The organism is Leisingera thetidis, from assembly GCF_025857195.1.
GTDB classification, from domain to species: Bacteria; Pseudomonadota; Alphaproteobacteria; order Rhodobacterales; family Rhodobacteraceae; genus Leisingera; species Leisingera thetidis.
The window spans coordinates 811,062-818,838 of sequence record NZ_CP109787.1 but is presented as its reverse complement, the minus strand read 5'-3'; the positions used below and the strand labels follow the sequence as shown (position 1 = coordinate 818,838).

At 66.9% G+C, this 7,777-nt stretch carries 6 protein-coding genes; 1 reads left to right on the top strand and 5 read right to left on the bottom strand.

The window, feature by feature from the left end:
- Positions 1–108: 108 nt before the first annotated feature.
- Complete coding sequence (locus OKQ63_RS03890; RefSeq protein WP_264212657.1) at positions 109–1,314, bottom strand: glycosyltransferase; 1,206 nt, start codon at positions 1,312–1,314, stop codon at positions 109–111.
- Positions 1,315–1,551: 237 nt separating this feature from the next.
- Here OKQ63_RS03890 and OKQ63_RS03885 point away from each other — a divergent pair, with 237 nt between their 5' ends.
- Entirely contained in the window at positions 1,552–2,922 is a 1,371-nt protein-coding gene (locus tag OKQ63_RS03885; RefSeq protein ID WP_264212656.1) for an oligosaccharide flippase family protein, read from the top strand.
- Between the two features lie 134 nt (positions 2,923–3,056).
- Here OKQ63_RS03885 and OKQ63_RS03880 read toward each other — a convergent pair whose 3' ends face one another.
- From OKQ63_RS03880 to OKQ63_RS03865, 4 genes are all read right to left on the bottom strand, one after another.
- A complete protein-coding gene (locus tag OKQ63_RS03880) occupies positions 3,057–4,298 on the bottom strand; it encodes a GumC domain-containing protein (RefSeq protein ID WP_264212655.1) in 1,242 nt (413 codons plus the stop codon).
- A gap of 122 nt (positions 4,299–4,420) precedes the next feature.
- Positions 4,421–5,338: a CpsD/CapB family tyrosine-protein kinase gene (locus tag OKQ63_RS03875; protein ID WP_264212654.1), complete on the bottom strand. Its 918-nt coding sequence runs from the start codon at positions 5,336–5,338 to the stop codon at positions 4,421–4,423.
- 75 nt (positions 5,339–5,413) lie between these two features.
- The gene (locus OKQ63_RS03870; protein WP_264212653.1) at positions 5,414–6,217 is read right to left on the bottom strand and encodes a sugar transferase; all 804 of its coding nucleotides are present in this window, start codon (positions 6,215–6,217) and stop codon (positions 5,414–5,416) included.
- A 398-nt stretch (positions 6,218–6,615) separates the two neighbouring features.
- Positions 6,616–7,632 carry an AraC family transcriptional regulator gene (locus OKQ63_RS03865; RefSeq protein WP_264212652.1) on the bottom strand — a complete coding sequence of 339 codons (1,017 nt, stop codon included), beginning with the start codon at positions 7,630–7,632 and terminating at the stop codon, positions 6,616–6,618.
- Positions 7,633–7,777: the final 145 nt, after the last annotated feature.

The following is a 7,777-nucleotide window of genomic DNA, read 5'->3' as shown; positions in this document are numbered from 1 at the left end:
CCACCCTTGGCGGCCTTGGGCGTGGCCCGGCGCAAAGGCGCCGGGCCACGCCCAACGGGAGCGGAGCATCTGCAGATGCGCCGGTGACGGGCGGGAGTACGCCGGTTGCTATTGGTCGATGGCCTGGCGGAAATGCTGTGCAAGCTTGGCCGCTTCAACGTCACTGCCGTGCCGCTGCAGAACCCGGGCGCGGCCGGTCCGGCCCATGGTCCCGACAGCATCCGGCGGTGTTTGCGCAAGCGCCGCCACCGCCTCTGCCAGTGCCGTTTCATCCCCGGCAGGCACCAGCCATCCGGTCCGTCCCGGCATCACTAGTTCCGGTGTGCCCGCAACAAAGGTCGCAATCACCGGACGCGCGGCGGCCATTGCCTCCATCACCACCATCGGCAGGCCTTCGGCGAAGGAGGGCATCACCAGCGCATGAGAGCGGGCCAGTTCCGCCCGCACGCCGTCTTCCGGCAGCCAGCCGGTCAATGTGATATGCTTCTGCAGCCCGCGCCTGGCAATCTCCGCCTCCAGATCAGCACGCATCTCCCCGTCGCCGATCAAGGCCAGATGCAGATCCGGCATCTCCTGCACCAGCCGCGTCATGGCGCGCACCAGAACCATCTGGCCCTTCTGCTCGACAAAGCGCCCGATCGCCGCCAGCCGCAAAGGCCCTTCCGGCAGCGGCGCGGGATTGGCAAAGCGGTCTGGCTCGATGCCGCAATGCACCACTTTCAGGCTGTCCCACTTGCCAAACGCGGCCCAGCGGCTGAGCTGGCTTCTGCCGAAGCTGCTGACCGCCACCGCAAACCTGGCCCGGTTGATCTTCTCCCCCAGCGACAAGGCATGCGGTGCGTCGAATTCCTCCGGCCCGTGCACGGTGAAACTGTAGCCCGGGGCCCCCAGAACATGCGCCAGCATTGCCACCGCGGCGGAGTTGGTGCCGAAATGCGCGTGCATGTGCTGCACCCCTTCTGCCGCGCAGCGCTGTTTCACATGGGCGGCCTCGGCCAGATAGACCAGGTGCCGCAAGATACCCTTGTCCGAGGCCCGCGCCAGTTTCAGCGCCAGCTTCAGCGCCCGCCCGAAGCGGACCGGCGCCACCGCTTCCCGCATCAGCGCCGCCAGCAGCCGCCCGGCCCCGGCCTGCAGCACATATTCCGTGCGGGCCGCCTCGGCCTGGTCGCCCGGATCCGTCAGGACCGCCCCGGACCGGCGCATCGCCAGGCGGGTGATCTCCACGCCCTGGCGCTCCAGCGCCTGCAGCTCGCGGCGGATGAAGCTGTGCGAGGGCTGCGGATAGGTGTTCAGGACATAGGCGATCTTCAACGCTGAGCATTCCATGCAAAAGACAAGTGTCCGCGGCAGGTTAGCGGCGGTTTGACGGCTTGCCCAGCACCCCCTGCCGCTTGTTGCGCAAACGTGGGGAATGCAGCACAGGCGCCATGATTGTGCAGGAAATCCAGGCCGCCGAGGCACAGTCCGCGCCGCAGGCAGCCGCATGATTGACGCCCCTTCCCCGCCTCCCTAGCCTGCGGTACCGGACGATTGGAGACCAGCAAGGACATGCAGCGGGTTGCCTCATTATTTGCCGGCCAGGGGATGATGGCGCGGGTGCTGCGTTCGGCCTCCTGGCTGATGATCGGCTATGGCGGCAGCCAGGCCCTGCGGCTGGCTTCCAACCTGATCCTGACCCGCATCCTGTTTCCCGAAGCCTTTGGCCTGATGGCGCTGGTTACCGTGGTGACGGTGGGGCTGTCGCTGTTCTCGGATGTGGGCATCGGGCCGTCGATTGCCCAGAACAGGCGGGGGGACGATCCGGAGTTCCTCAACACCGCCTGGACCATCCAGGTGATCCGCGGCTTTGGCCTGTGGGGCATGACGGCGCTGCTGGCCTGGCCTGCGGCGCGGTTTTATGGCGCGCCGGAGCTGCTGGTCTACCTGCCTGTTGCCGGCGCCGGGCTGGCGATTGCCGGCTTCAACCCGACACGGATCGAGACCGCGCACCGGCACCTGCTGGCGGGCCGGGTCACGGTGCTGGATCTGGGGGGGCAGGTTATCGGGCTGGCGGCGATGATCACGCTGGCGCTGGCGACGCAATCGGTGATTGCGCTGGTTCTGGGCGGGGTGATCCAGGCAGCGGCCAAGCTGCTGCTCTGCCACTGCGGGCTGCCGGGCGCGGCCAACCGGTTCCGCTGGGAGAAAGCCGCCGCCAGCGAGCTCATTCATTTCGGCAAGTGGATTTTCCTGTCGACCGCCTTCTGGTTCCTGACCTCGCAAGGGGACCGGGCGATCCTGGGGAAATTCGTCTCCCTTGAAGTGCTGGGCATCTACAATATCGGCTATTTCCTGGCGAGCTTTCCGATGCTGCTGGGCCATGCGGTGAACCAGCGGCTGATGATCCCGGTCTACCGGGACAAGCCCGCGCGGGAAGCGCCGGAAAACCTGCGGCGGCAGCGGCAGCTGCGCGGCGGTCTGACGGCGGCGATCCTGGGAATGCTGCTGGCGATGGCCTGGGCCGGTCCTTGGCTGGTGCAACTGCTGTACGATGAGCGCTATGTGCAGGCCGGGCCGATGATCGTGCTGATTGCGCTGGCTCTGGCGCCGGCGGTGATCACCATGACCTATGACCAGGCGGCATTGGCGGCGGGCGACAGCCGCGGCTTTTTTGTCTTCTCGGCGGCACGGGCCTGCCTGCAGACGGCGCTGTTCCTGGGCGGCGTGGTGTGGTTCGGGCTGGCGGGCGGCATTGCGGCACTGGGGCTGGCGATGCTGGCCGCCTACCCGGTGCTGGTGCGGCTGGCGCGCCGGCATCATGTCTGGGATCCGCTGCACGATGCGGGTTTTGCGCTGCTGGCCGTTGCGGCAGGCGGCGCGGCGCTGAACTGGCACTGGGACGGGATCACGGCAATGGCGGCGGCGTTGAGTGCACCCTGACCAAGAGCCAGCATCCGCAATCTTCGAAAAAACCGGTGAGGGCAACGCCCGGCCCTGGGCGGGTGGGACAGCGCCCTCCCGCGGGGAGGGTCGGGCGCTGCCCGGCCTATCGGCCGGGCGAAGACGTCTGGTTCCTACGTCTTTCGCCTGAACAGCCCGCGGCGCGGCGGGCGGGTGTCCATCACCGGGATCGAAACCACCGGCACCAGGCCGGTCTCCCGCTCCATCTGCGCAGCGGTGCGCAGCACCGGGCGGCGCAGTTCCTGCAGGAAGGCGGCCAGCAGCGCCGCAATCAGACTGGCAGCCGCCCCCATCAGCGCCTTGGTTTTGCGGGCGCCGGTCACCGGGTAGTCCGGCAGGGGCGCGGGTTCGATCACCATCAGCCGCTCGGACTGGCGGCCGGTTTCCAGCCGGAAGCCGACCTCGGCCTCATTGCGGCGGGCTGTCATCAGGGCCAGCTCGCCTTGCACTTGCTCCATGCGGCGGTCATAGGCGCCCAGCCGGCGCTCTACCTCCGGTGTGGTCTGCAAGGAGGCCTCAAGCCCGGCCTTGCGTTCGCTCAGCAGTGCTTCCTGCGCGTCCAGCGTTGCCAGCTTCTGCTCCGCCTCCGCCAGCATGCGGCGGGCGGTTGCGGGACGTTCGCTGGCCTGCGCCTGATCGGCGGCACGGCGGATTTCGATCCGTTCACGGGCGATCTCCAGAAGCCCCTCGTTCATCGCCGCAATCTCGGCACGGCGGAATTCGATGGTACCGGGCAGGGTCACGTCATTGGCATTGCGGTAGGCCGCGATTTCATCTTCCAGCGCGCTGACCTGATCCGCCAGAGCGGCTTCCTTTTCGGCGAAGAAGCTGAGGGTTTCGCGGGCCTGGTCGATCCGGGTGGCAACGCTGAGCTCGATCGTGCGGCGGCCGAATTCGCTGGCCGCCTGCTGTGCCTGTTCGGCGGTGGGCATGCGGGCGGTGATGGTCAGCACCGAGATGGTGCCGTCATCAGCAAAGCCTTCGCGGGCGGCTGCAACACCGGTGATGCGCACCGACTCGCGCAGCAGCGCCACTTTCTGCAGTTGGGTCAGCGCCCCCATATCCGCATAAAAACCGAACTTTTCAATAATCTCCAGAACCGTGCCGCGCGCCATCAGACGCTGTTCAATCAGCTGCATGCGCCGGGCAGAGGAGCCTTCGACGGTGGATTTTGCCAGCTCCCCGGCGATCTGCGGCTGGGTGATCTGCAACACCTCGGCGGTTTCGTATTCATGCTGCTGGCTGGCGGCGAACCAAAGTGAAACGAGGCAGCCAAGGACAAACACGCCGGAAATGGTGAACAGCCTGCGCCGCACCATGTCCAGGAAATCGCCAAGCGAGTAAATCGGCCCCATCTGTCTGTTCTCTTGTTCCGGCCTGTTGCCGGTGTCCTGTGTCCTGCATTGCGGTCGCACGCGGGCCGTCACTGCCCGGTCCCACTGACCACAGCAACCGGGCAAAACTAAGGCGTCAACGCCTAGTTCAGCGGGTGGTCCGTTCTGCCCGCCCGGTTCAGCACCACCCCCAGCAATTGGGTCTGGCCCGCCAGCATCTTCTCGCAGGCAGCCAGCTGCGCGGCGGTGGTGCTGGTGCCGTCCGAGATCAGCAGCACCGCGTCCACCTGCGGCAGGAAGGCGGCGGTGTCGTCATGCTCCAGCACCGGCGGCAGGTCGAACAGAGCAGTATCGGCCCCCGAACGCAGCATCATGCCGTCCAGTGCCTCAGCGCAGCTGCAGCCATGCAGCAGCTCCGCCGCGTCCTGATCCACGGTCCCGTTGAGGCCGACCGCCAGCGCGGGCAGCGGACGCAGCAGCCGGTCCTCCATCCGCACGGTCCCGGACAGGAAATCCGCCAGATCCCAGGGCGCCTGCATCCCCAGCGCCTGTGCCACGCCGGGGCGGCGGAAGTTCATGTCCATCAGGATGGTGCGGCTGCCCGGAACCCGGGCCAGGCTCAACGCAAGGTTCACCGCCGTAAAGGTGGTTCCGCAGCCCGCCGCCGGGGCGGTCACCGCAACCCGTTTCCAGCCGCGGGCCTTCAGGGTGTGCAAAAGCCGGGTGCGCAAGAGGTCAAAGGACTTGGCCGCAGGCGCGGTGCGGAAACGGCTGACCAGCGGCAGGCGCGCCTTTGCCTGTGCGGCGGCATCGAAAGGAAGCTGGCGGATCCGGTCCCAGGGCTCCGGCAGGGGTGCGGGCAGCTGCGCGGCCGTGCCCGCCGCCGGCCCGGCCAGCTGCGGCACCTCCGCGGCGCCAACCGCAGAAGGCATGGCAGCCGCCGGTGCCCGGCGGCGGCGGAACCGCTTGAAGCCTTGCTCGGTCATGCCGTCCTCTTTTTCCTCCTGCGGGCTTTGCGCCGGGCTGGCGGCAAATGCCCCTGATACCGCAAAATGCTTCACAACCACGCTCCCTGCAATGGCTGGCTGACCTGCCGCCGGCACCGGATGACGGGCCCGCAGCGGATCAGACAGAGATTAATATCCCGTCCCTTTCAGCACCACACCGACCGTCCGCCAGATCAGCTGCAGATCCCGGCCCAGCGACAGCCCGAGCCGGTAGTCGGAATCAGCCTGCACGCGGCTGGCAAAGCTGCCCTCGTTGCGGACAGAGACCTGCCAGACGCCGGTGATCCCCGGGCGCAGCGCGAAATAGGCGCCCGCATCGCCGTACAGCGGCAGCTGTTCCGGCATCATCGGGCGCGGGCCGACCAGACTCATATCGCCATTGAGGACATTCCACAGCTGCGGCAGCTCGTCCAGCGAGGCCATGCGCAGCAGGCGGCCGACCCGGGTGACGCGCGGATCGTTCTTGAGCTTCTGGGTGTCATCCCACTCACGGCGCAAGGCTGGATCCGTGTCCAGATAGTGCTGCAGCAAAGCATCGGCATCACGCACCATGGTCCGCAGCTTGAGAATGCGGAACACCTGGCCGCCGCGGCCCAGCCGCGCCTGGGTGTAAAAGGGCCGCCCGCCCTCCAGCCAGAGCGCCGCGGCGCACAGTGCCGTCAGCGGCAGCGTCAGCGGCAGGCTCAGGAGCACCAGCAGCAGGTCCAGCCACCGCTTGCCCGCCGCGGCATAAGTGCCGCCGCCTGCGCCCCGCTTCGCCCGGCTGTCCCGCCGGGCCAGACCGGCGTGCACGATCCCATTCAGAGCCGCATTCATGTTGGCCGGCTGCATGCGCAACGGCTGCACGGTTTGAACGGCCTCCGCAGACAGCCCTCCCTGCAGTTCACCCTGCACAAAAGACAGCCCCGCCCCACCGGGAACCATGTCTTTCATTTCAATACCCCCGTTCATCCAGCCGCAGAATTGGCTGGACAGCCGCCCCCCCGGAGCTGGCTGTTCACACTTATTACTGGCGCGCCGCCAGCCTTGGGCCGCGATTCGCCACACCTGATTTTCAGTTTCAAAACGGGGCGCGCCCCCACGCGCCCGCGCCAATTTCAATGGCCGCCTTATCCCCTGGCAGCAGTGCATTGCTGCACCCTGCCCTAATTAAGACAAATTTAGGAAAATGCGCGCAAATAATGGAAAAATTCTGGCACATGCCCAAAACCGCGCAATTGGCAGGCTGCGGGCGGAAACAATTCCGGGAATGCGCGGAAATTGTTTCGAGTCCGGGGCAAACGCGCCTTGGAATCAGGAGAATTGCAGCGCTCTTGCAAGCAGCCTTGCGGTTAGCGTGACCGGAAGTGCCCCGGGCTTTGCCCCGTCCAGCGCCGGAAGGCTTCGCTGAAGCTGCTCAGCCCGGAATACCCCAGCAGAAAAGCGATTTCGGCCAGGGCCAACCCGCTCTCCCGCAAATAGCGGACTGCCAGGGCTTTGCGCAACTCCTCAAGAATGGTGAAGTAGCTGGTGCCCGCCTGCGCCAGCTTGCGCGACAGGGTGCGCGGGCTCATACCCAGGTCGGCCGCCACATTTCCGAGCGTGGCCGAGCCGCTGGACAACCGGGCGGAAACCGCATCCTCGACCTGGGCTGCCAGTCCGGAGCTGCCGCGCCGCTGCCCTTGTCCCTGCAGCAACTGGTCGCCATAGGCACGCAGCAGCCGCAGCAGGATGCGGTCGGCACTGGCCAGAGGCAGTTCCAGGTCCTCCGGTTTGAAAACAAAACAGCCGGCAGGCGCACCAAACGTCACCGGGCAGCCGAAGTAGGCAGCCATTTCATCGGCTCCGCTGCTGCGCAGATGGGTGAACCCGGCTTCCTGAGGCTCGATTCCTGTTTCAGTTGCCTTGCGCAGGGCGGTAAAGAACACCGCCGCCAGAAATTCCGTATACTGATGCGCCTGCTGACCGGAAACAGTCTTGCACGCCCAGGAAATTTCCCCGTGGGACGCAAGCCGGGAGGTTCCCAGATCCCAGGCGTCGCTCATCACGCCGGCATAGCGGGCTGTATTGCGCAGGAAGCAGCCCGCGGTCGGGGAGCTGCAGGCAATATACCCGAGCAGCCCGGCCGAGCGCAGGTCAGTGCCACAGCCGAGATGGAAGCCGAACAGGGGATCGCCGGTCAATTCCGCAGCGCGCCCGAAGACGCCGGAGATTGCGGCAAATGGTGCGGTGGGTTCCTCCTGGTTCAGCAGACCCCGGCCAAGCCCGGTTCCGGCGAACACCGCGGCCGGCGTGCAGCCCTGCGCCAGCAGATGGCGTGCCGCCAGCTGGGCAAAGATCGCATTTTGCGGGGCCGGAGTGCGGGGCATGTCTGCAGTGTCTCCTGTCGTGCATCAGTCGCGGTGCGGGCGTCCGGCGCCAGGGTCCAGCCTGGGACTTGCCGCCCGGAATGCGGATTGCTGCGTCTGGCAGCTGGTGTTCTGCGCGGCTGCCGGGCCTGGCGCTGGCGCCGGG

Excerpts from the sequence above, each read along its gene's own strand:
- OKQ63_RS03885 (WP_264212656.1), top strand. The coding sequence starts at position 1,552 with ATGCAGCGGGTTGCCTCATTATTTGCCGGCCAGGGGATGATGGCGCGG.
- OKQ63_RS03880 (WP_264212655.1), bottom strand. The coding sequence starts at position 4,298 with ATGGGGCCGATTTACTCGCTTGGCGATTTCCTGGACATGGTGCGGCGC.
- OKQ63_RS03870 (WP_264212653.1), bottom strand. The coding sequence starts at position 6,217 with ATGAAAGACATGGTTCCCGGTGGGGCGGGGCTGTCTTTTGTGCAGGGT.
- OKQ63_RS03865 (WP_264212652.1), bottom strand. The coding sequence starts at position 7,632 with ATGCCCCGCACTCCGGCCCCGCAAAATGCGATCTTTGCCCAGCTGGCG.